Source organism: Azospirillum largimobile (assembly GCF_977007025.2).
In genome coordinates, this window is sequence record NZ_CDRMUA020000001.1 from 2214979 (window position 1) to 2238647 (window position 23669).

General features: G+C 66.9%; 26 protein-coding genes. 13 read left to right on the plus strand and 13 right to left on the minus strand.

Annotation, left to right across the window (positions count from 1 at the left end):
* Window positions 1–5: 5 nt before the first annotated feature.
* The 4 genes from ACWPKK_RS10415 to ACWPKK_RS10430 form a co-directional block, all read right to left on the minus strand.
* Entirely contained in the window at window positions 6–794 is a 789-nt protein-coding gene (locus ACWPKK_RS10415) for an ABC transporter ATP-binding protein (protein ID WP_452003514.1), read from the minus strand.
* A 32-nt stretch (window positions 795–826) separates the two neighbouring features.
* Complete coding sequence (locus ACWPKK_RS10420; RefSeq protein ID WP_324869390.1) at window positions 827–1774, minus strand: branched-chain amino acid ABC transporter permease; 948 nt, start codon at window positions 1772–1774, stop codon at window positions 827–829.
* Between the two features lie 13 nt (window positions 1775–1787).
* The gene (locus ACWPKK_RS10425) at window positions 1788–2663 is read right to left on the minus strand and encodes a branched-chain amino acid ABC transporter permease (RefSeq protein ID WP_149222365.1); all 876 of its coding nucleotides are present in this window, start codon (window positions 2661–2663) and stop codon (window positions 1788–1790) included.
* Window positions 2664–2858: 195 nt separating this feature from the next.
* Window positions 2859–4025: an ABC transporter substrate-binding protein gene (locus tag ACWPKK_RS10430; protein WP_452003517.1), complete on the minus strand. Its 1167-nt coding sequence runs from the start codon at window positions 4023–4025 to the stop codon at window positions 2859–2861.
* Between the two features lie 447 nt (window positions 4026–4472).
* Here ACWPKK_RS10430 and paaX point away from each other — a divergent pair, with 447 nt between their 5' ends.
* From paaX to ACWPKK_RS10460, 6 genes are all read left to right on the plus strand, one after another.
* Window positions 4473–5417 carry a phenylacetic acid degradation operon negative regulatory protein PaaX gene (paaX, locus tag ACWPKK_RS10435; RefSeq protein ID WP_452003520.1) on the plus strand — a complete coding sequence of 315 codons (945 nt, stop codon included), beginning with the start codon at window positions 4473–4475 and terminating at the stop codon, window positions 5415–5417.
* 129 nt (window positions 5418–5546) lie between these two features.
* Complete coding sequence (locus tag ACWPKK_RS10440) at window positions 5547–6032, plus strand: BLUF domain-containing protein (protein WP_324869393.1); 486 nt, start codon at window positions 5547–5549, stop codon at window positions 6030–6032.
* 262 nt (window positions 6033–6294) lie between these two features.
* The gene (locus ACWPKK_RS10445) at window positions 6295–7323 is read left to right on the plus strand and encodes a hypothetical protein (protein WP_310111871.1); all 1029 of its coding nucleotides are present in this window, start codon (window positions 6295–6297) and stop codon (window positions 7321–7323) included.
* 177 nt (window positions 7324–7500) lie between these two features.
* Window positions 7501–8559, plus strand: a complete 1059-nt coding sequence (locus tag ACWPKK_RS10450) for a 2Fe-2S iron-sulfur cluster-binding protein (RefSeq protein ID WP_452003525.1) — start codon at window positions 7501–7503, stop codon at window positions 8557–8559.
* 95 nt (window positions 8560–8654) lie between these two features.
* A complete protein-coding gene (locus tag ACWPKK_RS10455; protein WP_452003528.1) occupies window positions 8655–8951 on the plus strand; it encodes a type II toxin-antitoxin system HigB family toxin in 297 nt (98 codons plus the stop codon).
* A gap of 2 nt (window positions 8952–8953) precedes the next feature.
* Window positions 8954–9349: a helix-turn-helix domain-containing protein gene (locus tag ACWPKK_RS10460; RefSeq protein WP_452003531.1), complete on the plus strand. Its 396-nt coding sequence runs from the start codon at window positions 8954–8956 to the stop codon at window positions 9347–9349.
* A gap of 5 nt (window positions 9350–9354) precedes the next feature.
* Here ACWPKK_RS10460 and ACWPKK_RS10465 read toward each other — a convergent pair whose 3' ends face one another.
* The gene (locus ACWPKK_RS10465; protein ID WP_452003533.1) at window positions 9355–10371 is read right to left on the minus strand and encodes a fumarylacetoacetate hydrolase family protein; all 1017 of its coding nucleotides are present in this window, start codon (window positions 10369–10371) and stop codon (window positions 9355–9357) included.
* Between the two features lie 64 nt (window positions 10372–10435).
* Window positions 10436–11560 (minus strand): homogentisate 1,2-dioxygenase, encoded by a 1125-nt coding sequence (locus tag ACWPKK_RS10470; protein ID WP_452003536.1) that lies wholly within the window; start codon window positions 11558–11560, stop codon window positions 10436–10438.
* A gap of 158 nt (window positions 11561–11718) precedes the next feature.
* On the opposite strand from ACWPKK_RS10470, the gene ACWPKK_RS10475 reads away from it, so the two are divergent.
* Window positions 11719–12264: a MarR family winged helix-turn-helix transcriptional regulator gene (locus tag ACWPKK_RS10475; RefSeq protein WP_452003539.1), complete on the plus strand. Its 546-nt coding sequence runs from the start codon at window positions 11719–11721 to the stop codon at window positions 12262–12264.
* Window positions 12265–12270: 6 nt separating this feature from the next.
* Here ACWPKK_RS10475 and ACWPKK_RS10480 read toward each other — a convergent pair whose 3' ends face one another.
* Entirely contained in the window at window positions 12271–12909 is a 639-nt protein-coding gene (locus ACWPKK_RS10480; RefSeq protein ID WP_452003542.1) for an acyltransferase, read from the minus strand.
* Between the two features lie 234 nt (window positions 12910–13143).
* On the opposite strand from ACWPKK_RS10480, the gene ACWPKK_RS10485 reads away from it, so the two are divergent.
* The 3 genes from ACWPKK_RS10485 (at window position 13144) to ACWPKK_RS10495 (ending at window position 16638) form a co-directional block, all read left to right on the plus strand.
* Window positions 13144–14811, plus strand: a complete 1668-nt coding sequence (locus ACWPKK_RS10485) for an FAD-dependent oxidoreductase (protein ID WP_452003545.1) — start codon at window positions 13144–13146, stop codon at window positions 14809–14811.
* 34 nt (window positions 14812–14845) lie between these two features.
* On the plus strand, window positions 14846–15043 hold the full coding sequence (locus ACWPKK_RS10490; protein WP_014248756.1) for a DUF2783 domain-containing protein: 198 nt from the start codon (window positions 14846–14848) through the stop codon (window positions 15041–15043).
* A gap of 218 nt (window positions 15044–15261) precedes the next feature.
* Window positions 15262–16638, plus strand: a complete 1377-nt coding sequence (locus tag ACWPKK_RS10495) for a CocE/NonD family hydrolase (protein WP_452003548.1) — start codon at window positions 15262–15264, stop codon at window positions 16636–16638.
* Between the two features lie 73 nt (window positions 16639–16711).
* Here the strand turns inward: ACWPKK_RS10495 and infC are convergent, their stop codons facing one another.
* Both infC and thrS read right to left on the minus strand, forming a co-directional pair.
* The gene (gene infC, locus ACWPKK_RS10500; RefSeq protein ID WP_149222470.1) at window positions 16712–17239 is read right to left on the minus strand and encodes a translation initiation factor IF-3; all 528 of its coding nucleotides are present in this window, start codon (window positions 17237–17239) and stop codon (window positions 16712–16714) included.
* An 84-nt stretch (window positions 17240–17323) separates the two neighbouring features.
* Window positions 17324–19288 carry a threonine--tRNA ligase gene (gene thrS / locus ACWPKK_RS10505; RefSeq protein WP_324869404.1) on the minus strand — a complete coding sequence of 655 codons (1965 nt, stop codon included), beginning with the start codon at window positions 19286–19288 and terminating at the stop codon, window positions 17324–17326.
* A 203-nt stretch (window positions 19289–19491) separates the two neighbouring features.
* Between thrS and ACWPKK_RS10510 the strand changes: the two genes are divergently transcribed.
* Together ACWPKK_RS10510 and ACWPKK_RS10515 are read left to right on the plus strand one after the other, a co-directional pair.
* Window positions 19492–19737, plus strand: coding sequence for an AbrB/MazE/SpoVT family DNA-binding domain-containing protein (locus ACWPKK_RS10510; RefSeq protein ID WP_452003552.1), 246 nt, complete (start codon window positions 19492–19494; stop codon window positions 19735–19737).
* Complete coding sequence (locus tag ACWPKK_RS10515; RefSeq protein WP_452003555.1) at window positions 19734–20081, plus strand: type II toxin-antitoxin system PemK/MazF family toxin; 348 nt, start codon at window positions 19734–19736, stop codon at window positions 20079–20081. The genes ACWPKK_RS10510 and ACWPKK_RS10515 overlap by 4 nt, the downstream gene beginning before the upstream one ends.
* Window positions 20082–20091: 10 nt before the next feature.
* Here ACWPKK_RS10515 and ACWPKK_RS10520 read toward each other — a convergent pair whose 3' ends face one another.
* From ACWPKK_RS10520 to ACWPKK_RS10530, 3 genes are read right to left on the minus strand one after another with little or no spacing between them, the layout of a single operon-like run.
* Complete coding sequence (locus tag ACWPKK_RS10520) at window positions 20092–21288, minus strand: EAL domain-containing protein (RefSeq protein ID WP_452003558.1); 1197 nt, start codon at window positions 21286–21288, stop codon at window positions 20092–20094.
* A gap of 7 nt (window positions 21289–21295) precedes the next feature.
* On the minus strand, window positions 21296–22369 hold the full coding sequence (locus ACWPKK_RS10525) for a quinone-dependent dihydroorotate dehydrogenase (RefSeq protein WP_452003561.1): 1074 nt from the start codon (window positions 22367–22369) through the stop codon (window positions 21296–21298).
* Window positions 22366–22740 (minus strand): DUF952 domain-containing protein, encoded by a 375-nt coding sequence (locus ACWPKK_RS10530; RefSeq protein WP_310111826.1) that lies wholly within the window; start codon window positions 22738–22740, stop codon window positions 22366–22368. Before ACWPKK_RS10530 ends, ACWPKK_RS10525 begins: the two co-directional genes overlap by 4 nt.
* A 356-nt stretch (window positions 22741–23096) precedes the next feature.
* Between ACWPKK_RS10530 and ACWPKK_RS10535 the strand changes: the two genes are divergently transcribed.
* Entirely contained in the window at window positions 23097–23315 is a 219-nt protein-coding gene (locus tag ACWPKK_RS10535) for a hypothetical protein (RefSeq protein WP_063635317.1), read from the plus strand.
* 29 nt (window positions 23316–23344) lie between these two features.
* Here ACWPKK_RS10535 and ACWPKK_RS10540 read toward each other — a convergent pair whose 3' ends face one another.
* Window positions 23345–23665, minus strand: coding sequence for a hypothetical protein (locus ACWPKK_RS10540; RefSeq protein WP_149222382.1), 321 nt, complete (start codon window positions 23663–23665; stop codon window positions 23345–23347).
* Between the last annotated feature and the right edge of the window lie 4 nt (window positions 23666–23669).

Sequence of the window (23669 nt, forward strand, 5' to 3'; positions counted from 1 at the left end):
CCTCCTTACGGTGCTGCGCCGAGATAGGCGGCGATGACGTCCGGGTTGGCCGCCACCTCCTGCGGCGTGCCCTCGGCCAGCATGCGGCCCTGGTTCAGCGCGGTGATCCGGTGCGAGATGCCCATCACCATCTTCATGTCGTGCTCCACCAGGACGATGGTGACGCCGCTCCCTGCCACGGTCTTGATCACCTCGTCGATCTCGCGGCTTTCGGTGGCGTTCAGGCCGGCGGCCGGCTCGTCCAGCAGAAGCAGCTTCGGTTCCGACGCCAGCGCGCGGGCGATTTCCAGCCGCTTCAGGGCGCCGTAGGGCATGGAGGCCGCTTCGGCGTCGATGTACTTCTCCAGCCCGACGTCGGTCATCAGCTGTGCCGCCCGGTCGCGCGCCTCGCGGTCCTTGCGCACCAGCGAGGGGAAGCGGAACAGCGCCGGCAGCAGCCGGGTGTTCAGGTGCAGGTGCCGCCCCACCATGACGTTCTCCAGCGCCGTCATGTTGAAGAAGATCTGCAGGTTCTGGAAGGTGCGCGACATGCCGCGGGCGGCCAGCCTGTAGGGCGCCATGCCCGACACGTCGGCCCCGTCGAACAGGACCCTGCCGCCCGACGGCTTGTAGACGCCGGTCACCAGGTTGAACAGCGTGGTCTTGCCCGCCCCGTTCGGCCCGATGATCGAATGGATGTCGCCGGCCGCAATGGTGAAGCTGAGATCGCCGACCGCGAGCACGCCACCGAACTCGCGGCTGAGATGCTCCACCTGCAGGATCGGCGGGCCGATGCGGCGGGCTTGGGTCGTCATATCGGGGGAAAGATCCGTGGTCGCCAGCATGTTCATGCCCGCCTCCGCGCCGGGATCAGCGCCGCCAGGGTGGGGAGAAGGCCCTTCGGCATGAAGACCATCGTCGCCATCAGGATGCCGCCCAGCACGATCTGCTGGTAATCCTGGAAGACGGTCAGCGCCTGCGGCAGCAACGTCAGCACCACGGCCCCGACGACGGCGCCGAAGGTCGATGCCATGCCGCCGAACACCACCATGGTCACAAGCTCGATCGACTTGAAGAAGTCGGCCTTGGCCGGGGTGATCAGGCCGGCGTAATGAGCGAACAGGCTGCCGGCCACGCTGGCGAACACCGCCGACAGCACGAAGACCATGACCTTGAAGCGGGCGGTGTCGACGCCAACCACCTCGGCCGCCACCTCCGACCCATGGACGGCGCGCAGCGCCCGGCCCATCGGGCTGTCGATCAGGTTCAGCGACAGCCAGACCACGCCGACCAGCAGCACGCCGACCACCCAGTACCAGACCTTTTCGCCATACAGCTCAAAGCCGAAGATCCTGAACGGTTCCACCATCATGCCGTCGGGACCGCCGGTCAGGCCGCTTTCGGTGCGCAGGACGATCGACACGATGATGCCGATGCCGAGAGTCGCCATGGCGAGGTAATGGCCCTTCAGCCGCAGGATCGGCTTGGCGACCAGGAAGGCCAGCAGCCCGACGAACACGGCGCCGGCCAGCAGCGCCAGCACCGGCGGCCAGCCATAGGTCCCGACCAGCACGCCCGACGCATAGGCGCCGATGCCGAAGAAGCCGGCATGGCCGAGGCTGATCTGTCCGGCATAGCCGATCAGCAGGTTCAGCCCGACGCAGACCACGGCGTTGAATCCGGCCAGGATGGCGATGTCGAGATAGAAGTTGTTGGGCAGGAAGGCCGGCAGGACCGCGATCACCGCGCCCAGTGCCAAAAGCCCGGTCAGCCGCCCGTGAAGGAGTGCGTTCATCGGAGATAAGTCCTTACACCCGTTCGGTGCCGCGCTTGCCGAACAGCCCGTTCGGCATGAAGAGAAGGACGGCCAGGATGATGACGAAGGCCACCGCATCCTTGTACGCCGAGGAGATGTAGCCGGCGCCCAGCGCCTCCGCGACGCCGACGATCAGCCCGCCGGCAACGGCGCCCGGCCCATGGCCGAGGCCGCCCAGCACCGCGGCGGTGAAGCCCTTCAGCCCCAGCATGATCCCCATCTCGGTGTAGGAGAAGGTGATGGGGGCCACCACCGCCCCGCCGATGGCGCCCAGCGCCGCCGACAGCGCGAAGGAGGCGAGCACCACCCGCTTCACGTCGATGCCGACCAGCTGCGCCGCCAGCCGGTTGTGCGAGGTGGCGAGGATCGCCTTGCCGGTCAGCGTCTTGTTGAAGAACAGGCCGATGGCGACGATCAGCACGCCTGCGGTGCCCACCACCCACAGCGACTGCGGCTGCATCGAGGCGCCCAGGATCTGGATCGGCGTTTCGCCGGAAAAGGCGTCCAGCCGCTTGAAATCCTTGCCCCAGATCAGCTCGGCCACACCGCGCAGGAAGATCGACGCGCCGATGGTGATGATGATGAGGGTGACGGTGGAGGCGTTGCGCGCCCGTTCCACCGCGAATTTCGCCACCAGAACGCCGACCAGCATGGCGCCGCCGCAGCCGATCAGGATCGCCAGCGGCAGCGGCACGCCCGACGCGGTCAGGGTGGCCGACGCCATGCCGCCGACCATGATGAACTCGCCCTGTGCGAAGTTGATGACATGGCTGGCGTTGTAGATGATCGAAAAGCCGAGCCCCGCCAGCGCATAGATCGCGCCGATGGTCAGCCCCGACAGCATGTATTGCAGCAGTTCCGCGAACATCGTTGGGTTCCTGATGTTCCTCTCCCGCACACAACTCCCCCTCTCCCCCCCGGGGAGAGGGTCGGGGTGAGGGGGATCCATGGGGTGGATTAGCGGGGATGCGGAGCGTGGCAAATCAACTAGCGCCACGCTGTGCATCCCCCTCACCCTAACCCTCTCCCCAGGGGGGAGAGGGGATAACAGGGGACCGGTGATTTACTTCACCAGAGCCCAGTCACCCTGCTTCACCTCCACCATGTGGAAGGCGTCCAGCGTCAGGCCCATGTGGTCCTTGGCGCTCATGGTCACGGTGCCGCCGGTGCCGACATAGCCCTTGGTCTGCTCGATGGCGTCGCGCAGCTTGCCCTTGTCGGTGCCGCCGGCGCGCTTCACCGCGTCCAGGGCGATCATCAGACCGTCATAGGCATGGCCGGCGAAGGTCGAGACCTCGGTGTTGAAGCTGTCCTCGTAGACCTTGGTGAATTCGGTCACGACCTTCTTCTGCGGGTCGCTGTCGGGCAGCTGCGCGGCGACGACCAGACCGGCGGCCGGCAGGCGGACACCCTCGGCGGCACCGCCGGCCAGCCGGATGAACTCCTTCGACGCGACGCCGTGCGACTGGTAGATCGGCAGCGAAATGCCGAGCTGGCGGTAGTTCTTGGTCACCACCGCAGGACCCTGGCCCAGGCCGAACACCAGCACCGCCTGCGCTGCCGCGTTGTTCTTGATCTTGGTCAGCTGGGCGGTGACGTCGGTGTCCTTGGCGCCATAGGTCTCGTCGGCGACCAGCTCGATCCCGCGTTCCTTGGCGACGGCGACCGTCTGTTCGCGACCCGACTTGCCGAAGCCGGAATCCTCCGACAGCAGCGCCAGCTTGGTCAGCCCGCGCTTCTTCATGTCCTCCATCACCTTTTCCGCCGCCATGCGGTCGGTGTGGGGGGTCTTGAACACCCACTTCTTCACCGGCTCGACGATCACCACCGCGCCGGCCAGCGAGATGAAGGGCACGCCGGCCCGCTCCACCAGCGGCACCGCCGCCATGGTCGCAGCGGTCGTGGTGCCGCCGACGATCACGTCGACGCCGTCGCTCTCGATCAGGCGCTTGGTGAATGAGGCGGCCTTGTCGGCAGCGCCGCCGTCGTCATAGACGGTCAGTTGCACCTGACGGCCGTCGATGCCGCCGGCCTTGTTGATGCGGTCGGCATACAGCTCCAGCACCTTCTTCTCCGGATCGCCGAGGAAGGAGGCCGGGCCGGTTGCCGAGACGATGGCGCCGACCTTGATCGGGTCCGCGGCCTGCGCCGCACCGGACAGCAGGCCGGACACCGCCGTCATGGCGGTCAGTGCAGTGAAGGCGATGGTGGCGAACAAGCGTTTGCGCATGATGTCCTCCCTTGGGCTGCCCGCCTTGACACCGGACCGGGCGGCGGCCCGATCCCGGCGCGGCGGGACGATTTGCATCACATAATGTTTCAAACGAAACAGTTTCGGAAGAAGAATTTTGGTCGCTGCAACCACAATCGAAGTACGGATGTTGCCGTCCGCCTCCCCTTCCCTTTGCGATCCCTCCATCTTCGGCACGGGGGATCGTCGTTTCGTTTTATGACACAATTTTGCTTTGATGATCCAACGTAGTGTATCACATTAATGATTGTCAAACGGAAAGTCCGGATTGCCTCCTATCGGACGCCGGCGCGCTGTCCATTCCGGCCGTCCACGCCGTCGTGGCACTGGCCGAACCGGGTCCGGGTTTCGTATACAACTCCGTCGCGCCGCTTCCCTCGGCTCCACCCGCATCACAAGCCGTTTCGATAAGGACGTCCCCACCGCATGGCCCGCCCGCGTCGCCCCGAAGACCTTGCCGCCCAGCTGACCGAGACGATCGCGCCGCGGGCGAAGTCGCTGATCATCACCGTCTATGGTGACGCCGTGCTGCCGCATGGCGGATCGCTGTGGCTGGGCAGCCTGATCGACCTGATGGGCCTGTTCGGGATGAGCGAGCGGATCATCCGCACCTCCGTCTTCCGGCTGTGCAAGGATGATTGGCTGACCAACACCCAAATCGGCCGGCGCAGCTTCTACCGCGTCACCGACAGCGGGAAGGAACGCTTCGCCGCGGCGGAGCGGCGGATCTACGCGCCGCTGGCCCGCGAATGGGATCGCGGATGGGACCTGCTGATGGTGCCGCCCAACGCACTTGATGCGGAGACGCGCGACGCCCTGCGGCGGGAGTTGACCTGGCAGGGCTTCGGCGCCGCCTCGGCCACCGTCTACGCCCATCCCAACTGCGACGAGGCGGCGATGCACCGCTCGCTGGCGGAGTTGGGGGTCGCCGACAAGATCGTCCATATGAAGGCCAGCCTGGACCGGGCGGAGGGGTTCGGGGCGCTGCGCGATCTGGTGCGCGGCTGCTGGGATATCGATCAGCTCGAGCACGACTATGCGGCGTTTCTGGATCACTTCCGTCCGGTCTGGGCGGCGGTCGATGCCGCCGACACCCCGGACCCGGCATCCTGCTTCGTCCTGCGCACGCTGATGATCCACGACTTCCGCCGCATCCTGCTGCGCGACCCGATGCTGCCGCCCGACCTGCTGCCGGCCGACTGGCCGGGACAGGAATCGCGGATGCTCACCCGCAACCTCTACCGCCGGCTGGCCGGCCCGTCGGAAGCCTTCCTGATGCAGGCGGCGACCACCGCCAACGGTCCGTTGCCCGATGCGCAGCCCGCCTTCCACGGCCGCTTTGGCGGACTGGAAAGCATCCCGGCCGGTTGACCCGCATCCCTGCGACAATGGGCGCCCGTCCCGCCGGCCGCCTCGGGTAAATGCCTATACATAAAATGCAAGGAATCGCGGTAAGCTGGAACCGTCGCCGTTCAATCCGGCTCTTTCCGGGATGCCGCCATGCTGACCATCGTCTACCGCAGCGAGGCCGTTGACCGACTGCCCTACAGTGCGCTCGCCGACATCTGCCTGTTCAGCGCCCGCAAGAACCGGGAGCTGGGAGTGACCGGCTTCCTGGTGGAGTTCGAGGGCATCTTCCTGCAGGTCCTGGAAGGCGAAGCCGAGGTGGTGGAGCGGCTATACGCCCGCATCGCCGCCGACCCGCGCCATCGCGGCGTCGAACTGCTCCTGCGCGAGAGTTCGGCCGGCCAACCCAATTTCGGCTTCTGGGCGATGAATTTCGGACCGCTCGACACCCCGACCTTCTGGCAGGCGGTGTTCGGTTCCCCGGTCCGGATCGAGGAGTTCCGCCGCCGGTCGCACGATGCCGACTTCGCGCTCGACGTGCTTGCCCGTGCCTACATGCATGCCTGCATCCTGGCCGACGTCGATCCCGCCACCCGTGAACTGGTGCATGGCAACATCCCCTGCTTCGTGGACGGCTGACGCGGGCCTGACGCAGCTGAGACGAAGTCCTCCGTTACGATACTGCTTGACCAGATAGAGACCGCATCCTGAACGAATTGATCTGGATCAATTCGGCGATTCTGCATGTTTTCCTTTCCGAATCAATGAACTGAGTTGTCGCTTGCGTCTTTCGATATGATACATAAATCGTTGAAGAGAGGTATTTTCCGTGTCATATAAAGACCATAGGGCGCCGATGGAAAAGTGAGCGCCCGCCGAATGTCCCGGAGGAAACGCCCCCATGTCCAAGGACTACACCCCCATCGCCAACACGATGGAGTTCCCCCCCGCCACGCCGCAGCCGAACGTCTATCCGCTGTCCTGGGTGTCGCAGACCAAGAAGCTGGAAGAGGTCTACGCCGCCGCCCAGCGCGAGAACTGGGACCCGGCCAAGCTGCCCTGGGACAGCTTCGACGTGTCGCGCTACAGCTGGGAGGAACGGGAGGCCATCGCCTATTGGTGGACCATCCTGTCGGTGTTCGACGCCTCCGCGCCGCCGGTCTTCGCCCATGCGCTGATCAAGACCTACGAAGTGCATGAGGAGGATCCGGTCCGCCGCTGCTTCTTCTCGGTCACCCGCGACGAGCAGAACCACGAGCAGATGTGCGGGCTGGCCATCACCAAGCTGCTGGAGGCCACCAGCCCGCTGACCTACGAGCCGAAGACCGATCTCGGCCGCCGGCTGCAGAAGAACGCCCACTGGCTGTACTACAATGGCGGCCGCTATTGGGACGGCTACAAGAAAGCGGTTCCGAAATACTCGCTGGCCGTTCTGTTCAGCTCCTTCCTGATGGGGGAGATCGCGGCGGCGACCATCTTCCACCAGATGGCGGCCGGCTGCAGCGAACCGGTGTTCAAGGAGGCCTTCCGCAACATCGGCCGCGACGAGGGCCGTCACATGGCGATCTGCATGTCGGTGATGGAGCGTGACTATCCCCATCTGGCGGTGGAGGACAAGTCCGTCATCACCAAGCAGATCCGCGCCGGCTACCTGTTCCTGTCCGCCGTGCTGTTCGAGCCGCCGCCCCAGTTCTGGGATCTGCCCGACGACTTCATCGCCACCCAGCGCGAGGCCGAGGCCATCGCCCGCAACGCCGGTTTCCACATCCCGGACTACGAGGCGAAGAAGGAGAACTGGCGCAACGCCATGCTGAACCTGAAGGGCGTGCTGGACCGCTACGGCATCCCGTTCCCGGCGATCCCCGAAGTCGGCATCACCGGCGAGGAGGTGCGGGACGTCGACATGGACGAGATCATCCCGGTGTTTTGAGGCGCTTCGTCAGAGCGCCGGCCCGTTTGCCCCCACCCTAACCCTCCCCCGCTGGGCGGAGGAGGGAACTCCGCCGCCTTCCCGAAAAAGTACCCAATCCCCCTCCCCCGCCCAGCGGGGGAGGGTCGGGGTGGGGGCAAGTGTTTCCCGACCGATCAATTCCCAAGGATTCCCCCGGTGAGCCGCATCCGCCTCCACCCCTCGGGCCGCACGGTCGAGTGCCGTGACGGCGAGACCGTCCTGTCGGCGCTGGAACAGGCCGGCTACGCCCTGCCCAACAACTGCCGCGCCGGCGCCTGCGGCGAATGCAAGGTCAAGGTCCTCAGCGGCCAGTTCGACCAGGGCATGGTGCTGGACATGGCGCTGTCCCAGGGCGAGCGGAAGGACGGCTATGGCCTGATGTGCATGGCCAAGCCGATCTCCGACGAACTGGTGATCGAATACGGCACCGCCGATGCCCAGCCCAAGCTGTTCCCGCCGCGCGAGAACGTGCTGTTCATCGTCACCGACCGCATCCCGCGCACGCCGCGCATCGTGGAATTGCGCCTGCGCCCTCTCGGCCAGCCGCTGCGCTACTGGCCCGGCCAGTATGTGATGCTGGGCGACGCCGCGGCCGGCGCGCCGCCGCGCTGCTATTCCATCGCCAACGCGCCCCGTCCGGACGGCGAGATCGTGCTGCAGGTGACCCGTGTCGACGGCGGCCCGACCAGCGGCTGGATCCACGACACGCTGACGGTCGGCAGCATGGTGAAGCTGTCCGGCCCCTACGGCACCTTCATCGGCGACCCTTCGGTGGACAGCCCGGTGCTGTGCATGGCCGCCGGGTCCGGCCTCGCCCCCATCCTGGCGCTGACCGACGCGGCGCTGCGCCGCGGCTACCGCCCGCCGGTGACCCTGCTGTTCTCCGCCTGCACCCAGGCCGATGTGTATGAGCTGGGGCTGCTCAGCTACTGGCAGGCCAAGTACCGCAACTTCAAGGTCAAGGTGACCCTGACGCGCGAAGACGCTGCCGACCATCTGAAGGGCCGCATTCCCGCCATCCTGCCCGACCTGTTCCCCGACCTGTCCGGCCACGCCATCTTCACCGCCGGCAGCCCCGCCTTCGTGGACTCCTGCGTCGCCGCCGCCCGCGCGCTGGGCGCCAGGGACGACCGGATCCACAGCGAAGGCTACGTCTCCCAGCACATCCCCGAAGCCCCGCCGCCCGAACGCCTGCTGGCCGGCGCGCTGGGGTAAGGCGGACCACGACGACGATGAAAACGCCCGGATCGGACTGGTCCGGGCGTTTTCTTTCCGTTGTTCCCAAATATGGAACTTGCTAATCTGATGCCATGCAGATCATTGCCCGGCGGACGCTGAAGGAGTTCTGGGACCATCATCCCCAGGCGGAGGCGCCGCTGGAGGCATGGTATGCGCAGGTGAAGACCGCGTCCTGGCAAACACCGGCGGATATCAAGCGTGAATTCGGAGCCACGGTCGATTTCATCGCGGACAACCGCGTTATCTTCGACATCGGCGGTAACAAATTCCGCCTCATCGTGCATGTCGCTTATCGCTTCAAGCGCGTTCTGGTGAAGTTCGTTGGAACGCACAAGGACTACGACCGTATCGACCCGGAGACCGTCTGACCATGGACATCCGCCCGCTGAAGACCGAATCCGACTATGATTGGGCCTTGCGCGAGATCGAACCGTATTTCGCGCAGGAACCCGAACCGGGAACCCCCGAGGCCGACCGGTTCGACCTGCTGGCCCTGGTCATCGAGCGGTATGAGGATGAGCACTGGCCGATCGACCCACCGGAAGCCCCGGATGCACTGCGCGCCCGCATGGAGCAGACGGGAAAGCGGCAGAAGGATTTGGCCGAGCTGCTGGGCTCCAAGGCACGAGCGTCGGAGGTGATGAACCGCACCCGCCACCTGACCCTGGAACAGGCTTGGAAACTGCACAGAGAGTGGCGGATCCCGGCCGAAGCCCTGATCCGCCCCTACCCGCTCCGCCGCCGGCCGGAAACACCGACCGCCTGATCCCCTCAGGCCCCCTCGTACCGCACAACCTGCTGGTCGATGGCGCCGAACACGCTGGCGCCGTCCGCGTCGAACAGCTCGATCCGCACGCGGTCGCCGAAGCGCATGAAGGGGGTCTTCGGCGCGCCGTGCTCGATGGTTTCGATCATCCGCAACTCGGCGAGGCAGGAATAGCCGACGCCGCCGGCCGTGACCGGCTTGCCCGGGCCGCCGTCCAGCTTGTTCGACACCGTGCCCGACCCGATGATGCTGCCGGCCGCCAGATGGCGGGTCTTGGCGGCATGGGCGATCAGGGTAGGGAAGTCGAAGGTCATGTCGATGCCGGCGTCCGGCTTGCCGAACGGCTCGCCGTTCAGCGTCGTCACCAGCGGCCGGTGCAGCTTGCCGCCGTCCCAGGCGTCGCCCAATTCGTCCGGCGTCACCGCGACGGGGGAGAAGCTGGAGGCGGGCTTGGACTGGAAGAAGCCGAAGCCCTTGCCCAGCTCCGCCGGGATCAGGTTGCGCAAAGACACGTCGTTGACCAGCATCAGCAGCCGGATATGCCCACGCGCCGCCTCGGCCGAAACGCCCATCGGCACGTCGCCGGTGATGACGGCGATCTCCGCCTCGAAATCAATGCCCCAGGCCTCGGTCGCCGCCGGGATCGGGTCTGTCGGCGCCAGGAAGCTGTCGGAGCAGCCCTGATACATCAGCGGATCGGTCCAGAAACTGGGCGGCATCTCCGCCCCGCGCGCCTTGCGGACCAGTTCCACATGGTTGACGTAGGCCGACCCGTCCGCCCACTGGTAGGCACGCGGCAGCGGCGAGGCCGCCCCGGCCGGGTCGAAGGGTTGGCCGGCCGCCGCATCGGCGTTCAGCGCGCGATAGGCCTCCTCCAGCTTCGGCGCCAGCGCCGTCCAGTCGTCCAGCGCCGCCTGGAGGGTGCGGGCGATCTCCGGCACCGGGGTGGCGCGGGTCAGGTCGCGCGACACCACGACCAGGGTGCCGTCGCGCCCGCCCGCCTTCAAACTTGCCAGCTTCATTCGTCTCTTCCCTTCCTGAAATTTCAGCGTGCGGCGGCCTTGACCCTTGTTTCCGGGTGGCCGCTCATTTCGCCTTCCAGCTGTCGGCGTAGCCGCCCCACTCGACGCCTTCCATCGCCTGATAGACGTCCAGCGGATCGCGGGTGTCGATCATCACCGCGACCTCGTCGGTCTCCTTGCGCTCGAACTTCTGCGCCACCTCATAGGCCTTCGGGTGCGGCCCGTGCGGGAAGCCCGAGGGATGATAGGTGACCATGCCGGGATGGATGTTGTCGCGCGAGAAGAACTGGCCGCGGTGATAGAACAGCACCTCGTCGAAATCCTCGTTGGAGTGGTAGTAGGGCAGCTTCAGCGCCTCCGGGTCCGACTCGATGGGCCGCGGCACGAAGGTGCAGATGATGAAGCGGCCAGCGATCCAGGTGCTGTGCGCCGAGGGCGGCAGGTGGTAGCGGTGGCTCATCAGCGGCCGGATGTCGCGCCAGTTCAGTCGCACCGGTGCCAGATCGCCATGCCAGCCCACCGCGTCCAGCGGATTGAACGGATAGGTCATGGCGCAAATCTGCCCACGCTTTCTGACCCGGACCATGGTCTCGCGCTCGTGCTTCTGCGCCTGGAAGGCATCGTCCAGCGCCGGAACGTCCAGCACCGCCGGGTCGAAGATGGCATGGGTGCCGACCAGCCCCTTGTGCGGCAGCTTGTAGGCGTCGTTGGTGGCCTCCACCATCAGCACCATCACCGCCTCGTCCGTCTCCAGCCGCCAGCAGGTGTTGCGCGGCAGCACGACATAGTCGCCCTCGCGCACCTCCAGATGGCCGTAGTCGCAGAACAGATGGCCGCCGCCCTGGTGGAAGAACAGCAGGTCGTCGCCATCGGCGTTGCGGACCAGATGCTCCATCTTGCCCTTGAAGCGCCACAGCCGGACCTGGGTCGCCCCGTTGCCCATCAGGGCCGGCGCCTCCAGCGGGCAGCCGGGCATGTGATCGACGTGGTTCAGGTCGAAGGCGCGCGGACGCAGCGGCCCGTCGAAGCTGGTCCAGCCGGTCGGCGGGTGGGCATGGTGCATCTGGGTCGCCGGGCCGAAAAAGCCCTCGCGCCCCATCTCGCGCTCGTAGGTGCCGGCGGGAAGCCGGACATGGGCCTGACGCGATGCGGTGCCCTCGACCTTCGGAAACGAAATCCAGTTCTTCATGGCGCTTCCCCCTCACTGCCGCCGACGCCGTCCGCGACGGGCACCGGCAGGCTTGTTCCGTTGCCGCCATTTTAGTTTCGTTTGAAACTGTTGCAAGAGCCAAATTCCGGCGCAGGATGGAGGCACCCGCGCCCTCCATCACAGACGACGCCCCGCCTATGCCGCCCGTCCGCCGTTCCAGCACCGCCTCAACGAAATCCGCAGCCGCACCGGCTGACATCCCGGCACTGCACCTGACACGCTTCCTGCCCTACCGGCTGTCGGTGCTGGCCAACACGGTCAGCCACACGCTGGCCAAGCTGTACGAGAAGCGGTTCGGCATCACGATCCCGGAATGGCGGATCATCGCCGTGCTGGGCGGCGGCGAAACCATGAGCGCAGGCGAGATTGCGCAGCGCACCGCGATGGACAAGGTGCAGGTCAGCCGCGCCATCAGCCGGATGCTGGAGTCCGCGCTGATCCTGCGCGAATCGGGCGACACCGACCGGCGCAAGGCCCTGCTGACCCTGACGCCAAAGGCGCTGGCGATCTATGCCGAGATCGTGCCGATGGCCCTGACCTATGAGGAAGAGGCAACCGACGCCCTGTCGATCGACGAGCGGGCGCAGCTCGACACCCTGTTGTCCAAGCTGCAGGCCCGCGCCGACCAGCTCGCCGCCCGCCCCGCACCGGTTACAGCCCAGGCGGGGCCGGCTGAGGAATAACACCGCTCAGCCGCCCTTCACCTTGTGCAGCGGCTGGCTGGTGCCGGCATCGACGCGGCCGCGGCCGGGTTCCTCCGCCTCCAGGGGCGCGCAGGCGACCATGGTGGCGAGCGAGCGGCGGGCCAAGCGCTGGTATTCGTCGGTCCCTTCCGACTTCCAGGTGATCTCGTCGGGACGCAACTCGCGGATCACCTTGGCCGGCAGGCCGGCGGCCAGCGTGCGCGGCGGGACGACGAAGCCGGCCTTGACGAAGGCCATGGCGGCGACGATCGACTCCTCGCCGATCTCCGCCCCGTCCATCACCACCACATTCATGCCGACCAGCGCATTGCGGCGGACGATGCAGCCGTGCAGCACGGCGCCATGCCCGACATGCCCGTCCTCCTCGACGATGGCGTCATGGCCGGGGAAGGCGTGGAGCGTGCAGTTGTCCTGAACGTTGCTGCCCCGCTGCAGCACGATCCGGCCGAAATCGCCGCGCAGGCTGGCGCAGGGTCCGACATAGCAGCCGGGCCCCACCACCACGTCGCCGATCATCACCGCGGAGGGATGGACGAAGGCGGTCGGATCGATGACGGGAATCACCCCGTCGATGGCATAGACGGTCGGGCGCGGCAGGGTGGGCGTGATGGTGGGTGCGGTCATGGTCGGCGTTCCTCGGTGTCTCTATCCGGTCTTTTGCCGCAAGGCTACACTGCCGCACCCTGTACGCGATACCGATTTTCCGTCATAGTAGCTTTCCCTGTATCGCTTCCAAATCGGTCGCGTTGAGTGCTTGATTGGTATCATTTGAAACTGTATCGTTGGCAACCATAACGGTTCGTTACAAGCCGGCGCACCAATGCGTCCGTTCATGGTTTCCGGGGGAGGAAACGCCCAATGCACGCGACCTTCAGCTATCCCAAATACAGCTTCACACCCTCGGAGGAACAGCGCACCGGCAGCGTCCGGCGCCATCCGGTGGTGGTCATCGGCGCCGGTCCGGTCGGGCTGACCGCCGCACTCGACTTCGCGCGCAAGGGCGTGCCGGTGGTGGTGCTCGACGCCGAGGACACCGTCAGTGTCGGCAGTCGCGCCGTCTGCTATGCCAAGCACGCGCTGGAGGTGTGGGACCGGCTGGGCGTCGGCCAGCGCATGATCGACAAGGGCGTGGTGTGGAAGATCGGCAAGGTCTTCAACGGCGACCGCATGGTCTACCAGTTCGACCTGCTGCCGGAGCCGGACCATAAGATCCCAGCCTTCATCAACCTCCAGCAATATTACCTGGAGGATTTCCTGGTCACGCAAGCGCGGAAAAGCGACCTGATCGACCTGCGCTGGCTGTCGCGCGTCATTTCCGCCAGGCAGGAGGCCGACCACGTCGTGCTGCAGGTCGAGACACCCGATGGTGTCCATGCGGTGGAGGCCGATTGGGTCATCGCCTGCGACGGCGCCAAGTCGTCGGTGCGCAAGATGCTGGGGCTGGACTTCCAGGGCGAGGTGTTCAAGGACCGCTTCCTGATCGCCGACGTGGTGATGAAGGCCGATTTCCCGGCGGAACGCTGGTTCTGGTTCGACCCGCCCTTCCACCGCAAGCAGTCGGCCCTGCTGCACATGCAGCCCGACAATGTCTGGCGCCTGGATTTCCAACTGGGCTGGGACGCCGACCCGGAGGAGGAGAAGAAGCCGGAGCGCGTCATCCCCCGCGTCCAGGCGATGCTGGGCGCCGACACGCCGTTCGAACTGGAATGGGTGTCGGTCTACACCTTCCAGTGCCGCCGTCTGGAGCGGTTCCGCCATGGCCGCATCCTGTTCGCCGGCGACAGCGCGCATCAGGTATCGCCCTTCGGCGCGCGCGGCGCCAACAGCGGCGTGCCCGACGCCGACAATCTGGTGTGGAAGCTGGCGCTGGTGCTGGACGGCAAGGCACCCCAGTCGCTGCTGGACAGCTACAGCGACGAACGTGTGGCGGCGGCGAAGGAGAACATCCTGAACTCCACCCGCTCCACCGACTTCATCACGCCGAAGAGCGAGATGAGCCGCGTTTTCCGCGACGCGGTGCTGGAACTGGCGGTCGACCAGCCATTCGCCCGCTCGCTGGTCAATTCCGGCCGGCTGTCCACGCCGACCACCTACACAGACAGCCCGTTGAACACGCCGGACGCCGACACGTTCGCCGGAAAGATGGTGCCGGGCGCGCCGGCCACCGACGCGCCGGTGGAGCGCGACGGCCAGCCCGGCTGGCTGATGGAGGCGCTGGACGGCCGCTTCACCGTGCTCTATGCCGCTGCCGGCGACGAAATGGGTGGGCCGGTTCCGGCCGATGTGGCGGAGGCGCTGGACGGACTCGCTGCCGGGCCGCTGCCCCTCGCCTGGCACGCCGTGACCGAGCGGCGGCGTGGCATCGCCGGGGAACTGGTGGACTGCGCCGGCCGCCTGCGCGAGCGCTACGACCTGACGCCGGGCAGCGTCTATCTGATCCGCCCCGACCAGCACATCGCCGCCCGCTGGCGCCGCTTCGACGCCGGGGCCCTGTCCGCCGCGCTGGACCGCGCCACCGGCCGTTGACCGCCGCTGACATTCGAACTCGTGGAGCCCACCCATGGCCAAACTGATGACCGAGCAGCGCTTCGCCAGCCCGGACGACGTCTATCAACTGCTGATCGACAGCCACCGCGACCTGACCCCCGACCAGAGCACCCGCCTGAACGCCAAGCTGATCCTGCTGCTCGCCAACCACATCGGCGACGCCGAGGTCCTGGCCGAGGCGCTGCGGGTGGCGCGGCAGGGGGTGGAGTAGAGGGGGGCGAAGTTAGACCCCCACCCATCCTCCCCCGCTGGGCGGGGGAGGGGATTGGACCTTTGTCGGCGTTCTGCGGTAGTCCCTCCCCCGCCCAGCGGGGGAGGGTTAGGGTGGGGGCATCGTCAGCCGACACTCCGCCCACCTCCCCCCTGACGCCAAGCCAAAGTTGGCGTACAAGAGCGCAGCCCCCTTCCCTTGCGGAGACTGCGCCCACCATGACCCTGCGCCGCCTGATCGTCCTGCTGTTCATGCTGTCGTGGTGCGGCCCGGCGCTGGCCGAAGGGCTGGTGCAGACGCCGCTGTCGATCCCGGCGCGCTTCCCCGACGGCTCCTCCGCAACGCTGGAGGCGATGCTGCTGCGGCCGGACGGTCCCGGTCCCTACCCCATCGCCATCATCAGTCACGGTACCCCGCGCGACCCGGCGGAGCGGGCGCAGATGACGCCGTTGCGCTATCTGCCGGAAGCCCGCGAGTTCGCCCGGCGCGGCTGGGCGACGGTGGCGGTGATGCGGCGCGGCTATGGCGGATCGGACGGTCCCTACAGCGAGACGACCGGCGCCTGCAACAACCCCGACTACCTGCACTCCGCCCGGCAGAGCGCCGAGGACCTGCGCCAAGCCGTCCGCTATGTGGCGGCCCAGCCCTATGCCGATCCCGGCCGCATCATCGCGGTGGGCGTGTCGGCTGGCGGGCTTGCCAGCATCGCGCTCAGCGCCGATCCCCTGCCCGGATTGAAGGCGGCGATCAGCTTCGCCGGCGGGCGCGGCTCCATCGCCGACAACGAGGTCTGCCGGGAGGAGCGGCTGGTCGCCGCCTTCGGCACGCTGGGCCGCAGTTCGCGCGTTCCGACACTGTGGATCTATGCCGAAAACGACCTGTTCTTCGGCCCCGACCTCGCCCGCCGCCTGTGGGAGGCCTTCACCCATGAAGGTGGCCGGGGCGAGTTCATCGCCGCACCGCCGCACGGCAAGGATGGGCATTCCTTCTTCACCGCCGCCATTGCGGAATGGACACCGATGGTCGACGGGTTCCTGGCGCAGAACGGACTGGTCCCGCGCAGGACGCCGATCGTGCTGTCCCTGCCGGCTCTGGCGCCGCCGCCCGAACTGTCCGCCGCCAACCGGGCCAAGTTCCCCGCCTATGTCGAGGCCGGCGGCAACAAGGCCTTCGCCGTGTCGCCCGACGGCGCCTATGGCTGGAAATCCGGTCTGCGCAGCCTGGACGACGCGCAGAAGGGAGCGCTGGAGACTTGCGCGAAGCATACCCGCCAAAGCTGCCGCATCGCCTATCTGAACGACCGCCCGGCCGGTGCCGGTGCCGATATGGCCGCCACGCCGTCGGAAGGACCGCGCGGCACGCAAGTGAGGCTGGAGCCGCCGCCCGAACTGTCCGACGCCAACCGGCCGAAATTCAGCGCCTATCTCGAGGCAGCCGGCCGCAAAGCCTTCGCGGTGTCGCGGGACGGCGCCTTCGGCTGGAAGTCCGGCATGTCCAGCGAGGACGCCGCCCGCCGCGGCGCCCTGGACAACTGTGCCAAATACACCCGCCACACCTGCTATGTGGTGATCGTCGACGACCGGCCGCTGCGCTGAGGCGTCGTAGTCCCCAAAAGAGAAAGGCCCGTCCGGCATCCCGGACGGGCCTTTCCCGTAACGTCACCCCGCGTCAGCGCGGAGCCAGCACCATGACCATCTGGCGGCCTTCGAGCTTCGGCATCTGCTCGACCTTCGCCAGTTCGGTAAGCTCGTCGCGGACGCGGACAAGCACATTCATACCCAGATCCTGATGCGCCATTTCGCGGCCGCGGAAGCGCAGGGTCACCTTGACCTTGTCACCTTCCTCGAGGAAACGGCGCGCCGAGCGCATCTTCACGTCGTAGTCGTTGTCATCGATGTTCGGCCGGAGCTTGATCTCCTTGACCTCGATGATCTTCTGCTTCTTGCGGGCCTCGTTCGCCTTCTTCTGCGCCTCGTACTTGAACTTTCCATAGTCGAGGATTTTGCAGACGGGCGGTTCCGCCTGGGGAGCGATCTCGACCAGGTCGAGACCGGCATCCTCGGCAGCCAGCAGAGCATCGCGCAACGACACCACCCCGATCATCTCGCCATCTGCACCGACGAGACGAACGGAACGAGCCGATATCTCCCGGTTAACCCGCGGTCCATCGCGGGTCGGGGCGGCTTCGGACGGGATCCTGGCTATGGACGCTTCTCCATGGTCTGAAACCACGCAGAGGCCGGCCGTCCAAAGGAGCGGCCGGCGGCGTCGCGCGGTCGGTTAAAACGGCGAGTCGGTCATGGTTTCGCCGGCGGGCGATTTCGCTTCCTCAACCAGTTTAGCCACGGCGGCGTCGAGGGCAAGAATTTCCTGATCCTTGCCGCCCAGCACGCGGAGCGCGACCGTCCGCTCGTCCGCCTCGCGCTTTCCGACAACTAGCATCAGGGGAACCTTCTGCAGGCTGTGCTCGCGGACCTTCAGGTTGATCTTCTCGTTGCGGGTGTCGAGTTCGACGCGCAGGCCCTTGCGCTTCAACAGCTTGGCCACTTCCTCGGCATAGCCGTCGGCCTCGCTGGTGATGGTGGCGACGGTGACCTGCACCGGCGATAGCCACAGCGGGAACTTGCCGGCGTAATGCTCGATCAGCATGCCGATGAAGCGCTCCATCGACCCCAGGATCGCCCGGTGCAGCATGATCGGCCGATGGCGCGCGCCATCCTCGCCGATATAGCTGGCATCGAGTCGCTCCGGCAGGTTCGGATCATACTGCAGCGTGCCGCACTGCCAGGTCCGGCCGATGGCGTCGGTCAGGTGGAATTCCACCTTCGGGCCGTAGAAGGCACCCTCGCCCGGCAACTCCTCATACTCCAGCCCGGCGTCGCGCAGCGCCTGGGCCAGCGCTCCTTCGGCCCGGTCCCACAGCTCGTCAGCGCCGGTGCGGACGTCCGGACGCAGGGCCAGCTTCACCGAGATCTTGTCGAAGCCCAGGTCCTTGTAGACGCCGAGCTGCAGCTTGAAATACTCGGCCGCCTCGCTCTGCACCTGATCCTCGGTGCAGAAGATGTGGGCGTCGTCCTGGGTGAAGGCACGCACGCGCATGATGCCGTGCAGCGCGCCCGACGGCTCGTTGCGGTGGCAGGCGCCGAACTCCGCCATGCGGATCGGCAGGTCGCGGTAGGAGCGCAGGCCGTGGCGGAAAATCTGGACATGGCCGGGGCAGTTCATCGGCTTGATGCCCAGCAGCTTCTCGCCGCCGTCGGCCTCCACCTTGAACATGTTGTCGCCATACATGTCCCAGTGGCCCGACGCCTTGAACAGCGAGCTGTCGATCAGCTGCGGCGTCTTGACCTCGACATAGCCGGCGCCCTTCAGCTTGGTGCGGATGTAGGTTTCCAGCGTCTGGTAGAGCGTCCAGCCCTTCGGATGCCAGAACACCGAGCCGACCGCCTCTTCCTGCACATGGAACAGGTCCAGTTCCTTGCCCAGCTTGCGGTGGTCGCGCTTCTCCGCCTCCTCGATCTGGTGCAGGTAGGCCTTCAGTTCCTTCTCGTCGCGCCAGGCGGTGCCGTAGATGCGCTGGAGCATGGGGTTGCGGCTGTCGCCGCGCCAATAGGCGCCGGCCACCTTCATCAGCTTGAAGCCCTGCCCGACCTTGCCCGTCGTCATGGCGTGGGGCCCGCGGCACAGATCCAGCCAGTCGCCCTGGCGGTAGATCGACACCGGTTCGCCCTGCGGGATCGCCTCGATCAGCTCGGCCTTGTAATGCTCGCCGAGATTCTTGAAGTAGGCGACCGCCTCGTCGCGGTCCCAGACCTCGCGCATGATCGGGATGTCGGCCCCGACGATCTCGCGCATCTTCGCCTCGATCTTCTCCAGATCCTCGGGCGTGAACGGCTCGTCGCGCGCGAAGTCATAGTAGAAGCCGGTGGCGATCGACGGGCCGATCGTGACCTGCGTGCCGGGATACAGCTTCTGCACCGCGTCGGCCAGCACATGGGCGGCATCGTGGCGGATGACCTCGAGGGCGTCGGCGTGGTTGCGCGTGACGATCTCGATCTTGGCGTTGGTAGTGACGGTGGTGGTGAGGTCCTTCACCGTGCCGTCGATCTTGACGGCAAGCGCATCTTTGGCCAGGCGCGAACCGATGGACTGGGCAATCTCGAGCCCCGTCACCGGCCGGTCGAACTCCCGCACGCTGCCGTCGGGCAGCGTGATGGCGATGTTGGACGTCACCGAAGTCACCATTCCACTAGTGTTGCGTATCACCCGCATCGGGTGCCCGGACAGGACCGGGAACGCGAAATTTCCATCGCCGCGTGGGGGAATGTCAAGCGCGGTGGCAGAAATCAAGGGCTCCGGGCAACTCATGGGTTTATTTTTGCCACGCTCGCCGTATATCCTATGAATATCCAGTCAACAGCCATCGCAGCGGCAAGGAGGCAACACGGATGCAGGTCCAACTCGCACGATGGGGCAATAGCCTGGGCATCCGCATCCCCAAGGACATCGCCAATCAGGTGGGGCTGCGCGACGGCGCAAGGGTGGACATTCACGCCGAAGGCGACCGGATCGTCATCACCGCGGATCGCCCCCGCTACAGCCTCGATGAACTCATGAAAGGCGTCACGCCGGAGGCGATGCGGGAGGCGTTCGACTGGGGGCCCGATGTTGGTCGTGAGGTCATTGAGGAATGACCGAAGATGAATGGGAGCCGGAAGCCGGCGATCTCATCTGGACTGACTTCGATCCACGGACGGGGCGTGAGCAGGGCGGGCGCAGGCCGGCACTGATCGTGTCACCTCATGCTTTTTGGCAGGCGACGCGCTTTGCAATCGTATGCCCGATCACCACGCGCGTTCGCCCGTTTCCAAGCAGTGCCGTATTGCCGCCGGGTCCGCCGATCTCCGGCGAAATCCTGACCAGTCATGTCCGCAGCATCGACACCATGGCCCGGCCGCTGCTGTTCTCCGGCGCACGCGCACCATCGACCATCCTGGCCGAAGTGCGCGGAAAGCTCGCCGCACTGATCGGGCTTTAAAACCTCTCCCTCACTCCGGCTTCCGGCTCAGCCGCGGTTCGCCGAACAGGTAGCCCTGGCCGAAGTCGAAGCCGGTGTCGAGCACCTCGACCAGCTGGTTCTCCGTTTCGATCTTCTCGACGATCAGGTCGATGCCGTCGGCGGCGCAGCGGTGGCGCAGCTCGCGGATGCGCCCGGCATTGGCGGGGTCGAGCACCAGGGCGCGGTCCAGCTTGATGCAGCGGAACTCGTGGCGCAGCAGCCGGTCCAGGTCGATGGCGAGGTCGGTCACCTGATCCATCGAGAAGCGGAAGCCCAGTCGCGCCAGTTGCGACAGGATGCCCATCGTCACCGCCCCGCCGGCGCGCAGATCGTGCTGGCTCAATTCGAACACCAGCTTCGGCACCAGGGCGTGGTTCTGCGCCATCATGTTCAGGAACTGGCGCATGAACTCCGCATCGGCCAGCGTCGCGGCGGAGATGTTGGCGAAGAAGCCGATGGCGTGCTGGCGCCGCTCCGTCTCGCGGATCAGCTGTACGCAGCGGACCAGTTGCAGGTTGTCGATGGTGGCGATCAGCCCCTCGCGCTCGGCGATGTCGAGATAGCGGTCGGGCATGATCTGCTGCCCATCGGCGGACCGCACGCGCGAGAACACCTCGTAGAACCGGTGCTTGCGCTGGGGAAGGCTGACGATGGGCTGGAGATAGACATCGATGCGGTCGGCCTTCAGCGCGTCGCGAACCGCCTCCAGCACCGCGGCATCGTCCATGGGTGCGGCGGGCGGCGGAGCCGGCTGCGGAGCCGGGAACGGCATCGCGGCCGGACGCCGGCCGCCGCCGAGGTCTCCGCTGGCTGCCGGCGGGCGCGGGGCGCGCCGCTCGGTCAGGCGGGCGACCAGCGACTGCAGAAGCTTCACCTCTTGCATCACGGCGTCGTAGCGGACGCCGTCGGGCTGGGCGCCAGGATCGGATGCAAGGCGCTGCTCCAGCAGGTGTGCCAGTTCCTCCACCCGGTCGCTCAGGCGGGCGATGCGGCGGGCGGCCTTGCGCTCGCGCTCCAGCCGGGTCACCACGTCATGGACCAGCGCCCCGGCCAGCACCACCAGCGCGCCGGCCATCCACGACACCAGCGGATCGGCCTCCGGGCGCAGAGCCCACAGAGCGGCACCGGCCGAGATCCCGGCGATCAGGTAAGCCAGCGCATAGACGAGGTGCGTCAGCAGGGTCATCGCGGGATCAACGGTGATCCGCCCCCACCGCCTCGGCGACCGAGCGGAAGCCGTCGCGGCGCAGCAACTCCGCCAACTCGCGGCGGATGCGGTGGACCACAGCCGGCCCGGCATAGACCATCGCCGAATAGAGCTGAACCAGCGAGGCGCCGGCCCGGATCTTGGCATAGGCGTCCTCGCCCGTCGCCACGCCGCCGACACCGACGATCGGCAGCTTGCCGCCGGTCAGCGCGTAGATCTCGCGCAGGACGGAGGTGGAGGGCTCGAACAGCGGCGCGCCGGACAGCCCGCCGGCCTCACTGCGCATCGCCGCCGGGATCACGTCCGGCCGGGCGATGGTGGTGTTGGAGACGATCAGCCCGTCGATGCCGGACTCCAGCGCCACCGCGGCGATGTCGCTCTTGTCCTCCACCGTCAGGTCGGGAGCGATCTTCAGCAGAAGCGGCGGATTGCGGGTCAGGTCGCAGGCGGCCCGCGCCTCCAGCACCCGTTCCAGCAGGGCGCGCAGGGGATCCCGGCCTTGCAGCGCGCGCAGGCCCGGCGTGTTGGGGGAGGAGACGTTGACGACCAGATAGTCGGCCAGCGGCGCCAGCCGGCGCACGCCGATCACGTAATCGTCGGCGGCGTCGGCCGTGTCCTTGTTCTTGCCCAGGTTGGCGCCGACGATGCCGGGCGCGCGCTTGGCAGCGGCGCGGCGGCGCTCCAGCCGCTGGGCGAAGGCTTCCAGCCCTTCGTTGTTGAAGCCCATGCGGTTGATGACCGCCCGCTGCTCCACCAGCCGGAACAGGCGGGGGCGCGGGTTGCCGGGCTGGGGCCGCGGGGTGACGCTGCCGGGCTCGACGAAGCCGAAGCCGAGGTTCAGCATGGCGTCGACCACCTCGGCATTCTTGTCGAAGCCGGCGGCCATCCCGACCGGGTTGGAGAAATCCAGTCCCCAGACGCGGGTGTGCAGCGCCGGTTCGTCCCTGCCGCGGGCCGGTGGGACCAGTCCGGTCTTCAGCGCCTTGATGGTCAGGCCATGCGCGGTCTCAGGGTCGAAGCGGAACAGCAGCGGCCCGGCAAGCGGATAGAGGTCGATCACGGAACGAGGTCCTGGAGGGTGAAGGGAAAGCCGGCCGGGAAGACGTGGCGCCCATCCGGCCCCAGCGGCAGCGGGTCGACCCGCAGCACGGCGTCCACCGGCAGCGGCCCGTAGAGGTGCGGGAACAGCTGTCCACCGCGCGAGGGTTCCCAACGCAGGGCGGCACCCAGCCGGTCGGCGTCCACCGTCAGCAGCAGCAGGCCGTCCTGGCCGGCGCGATGCTTGGCGGCGCTCTCCACCACCTGTCCGGCAGTGGAGAAATGGATGAAGCCGTCCTGGACATCCTGCGACGAACCCGGGTAGCTGCCGGCCGGGCGGGCGGCGTCCCACTCGTCCGCGCGGCACATGTGGTGGATGATTCGGTCGGTCATGATGGTCGGACACTATCCCAAGGCGCGGCCACCGGCCAGACACATCAAAGCCGCAGTCCGAAAGCCGCAGTTGCCCGCGCTGCGGGGCGTCCCATGCGGTCGGGTCCGGCAGGGCGTCGGCCACAACGCAAGATCGACTCCCCGAATGCAATTCCGCACGCGTCGCGCGTTGCATTTTGCAAAGCACACTCGAAACTATTCGGCATTTTGCGGGTATTTTTGAGTTTCCGCCGCCTTCATTCCTGCTGAAACGGCGTGCCATCCAGTTCAACCCCCGCGATTCCAAGGGCCGGAGCCGCTTTCGCAGGTTGGCATTGCTTTTGCTGTGACAGAAGCAAGTCAACGGAGGACCCGTCATGAACGCGATTTCCATGAGCCTGATGAAGAAGACCCAGTCCTGCGACACGGACCTGGGCGCCTCGGTCACCGCCATGGGCGCGCTGTGCGAGCCGGGTCAGACCGCGGTCCCGCTGAAGCCGAGCGCCACCATGCTGGCGGCAGGCGCGCGGGCCGGCGGCGTGTCGGTCGAGGTGGCCTGGAAGATCTACCAGGCGATGATCCACCACGCCGACTGAGCCGACTCGCCCGTTGCGGCCGTTGACGGTCAGCGCCGTCCGCCCTCGAAGGGCATGAAGCCCGAATCGAGCTTGGTCTCGATCCGCAGCAGATGGTCGGTCAGGCGCTGTTCCACGTCCTTGAGCGTCGCGAAGGAGACGTAGGTCTTCGCGACCTCCAGCTTGTATGCGGCGAGATTCTCGCGCACCTGCGCCTGAGCCTCCTCCGCCCGGGCGCGCAATTCGTCCAGCGCGCTGTCGGCATCCTTGCGCACCCGCGCGATCAGCCAGAACAGCCCGCCCATCGCCGGCAGTTCGACCGCGGTGATCCACCAGGCGAGATCCAGGCCTCCGGTCAGGGTGTCGTGCATCGGG